The following is a 571-nucleotide window of genomic DNA, read 5'->3' on the forward strand; positions in this document are numbered from 1 at the left end:
TTCCTGAGCTTGAAATGGAAAGTACGCTTTCGTTTATTTGGCGTGCGGATATGGCAGAAAACCCACTTGCTGAATGTATTAAGCGAGAAGGCAAGCGCATGATGAAAGGCAAACCGTCAGTTCTATAACGGTAATTTGATAATATGCTGATAACCTAATATGTTGAATAAGCGATTTCGGTCTCTATCTGGTGATAAATGCACATTAACGTACATTATTAATGTGATCATGATCGGCTAAAAGAAGGCGTTCTTCCCATAATATGCTTACTTGATTTTAAGTGAGGCTAAATCCGGTGCGATGAATTTCGTAATTAGGCTTTAGAAATAGTATGAGTACATTAGTCGCGATTTCATTAACAACAGGTATTTTGTCAGGTCTATGGGGATGGATAGCTATCTCTTTCGGCTTGCTGTCATGGGCCGGTTTCTTAGGTTGCACCAGTTATTTTGCTTCGCCAACAGGCGGCGTTAAAGGACTAGCAGGTAGCTTATTGACCAACATGACTGGCGTATTCTGGGCAATGGTGATTATCGAAAGCTCGACCTTCGCAGGGTTAGAGATTTTAGGC

Annotated in this window: 1 protein-coding gene and 1 pseudogene; both read left to right on the top strand. The window is 41.5% G+C overall.

All coding sequences use genetic code 11. The features are described 5' to 3' along the window. Positions 1–128: pseudogene (locus tag AB4496_RS28300) on the top strand (LysR family transcriptional regulator); the annotation flags it as partial. A gap of 203 nt (positions 129–331) precedes the next feature. Beyond that, the coding region (locus tag AB4496_RS28305; RefSeq protein WP_372133368.1) for a DUF1097 domain-containing protein at positions 332–571 on the top strand (240 nt) is incomplete at its 3' end.

Origin of the sequence: Vibrio sp. 10N.222.46.A1 (genome assembly GCF_041473595.1) — a bacterium.
GTDB classification, from domain to species: domain Bacteria; phylum Pseudomonadota; class Gammaproteobacteria; order Enterobacterales; family Vibrionaceae; genus Vibrio; species Vibrio tasmaniensis_A.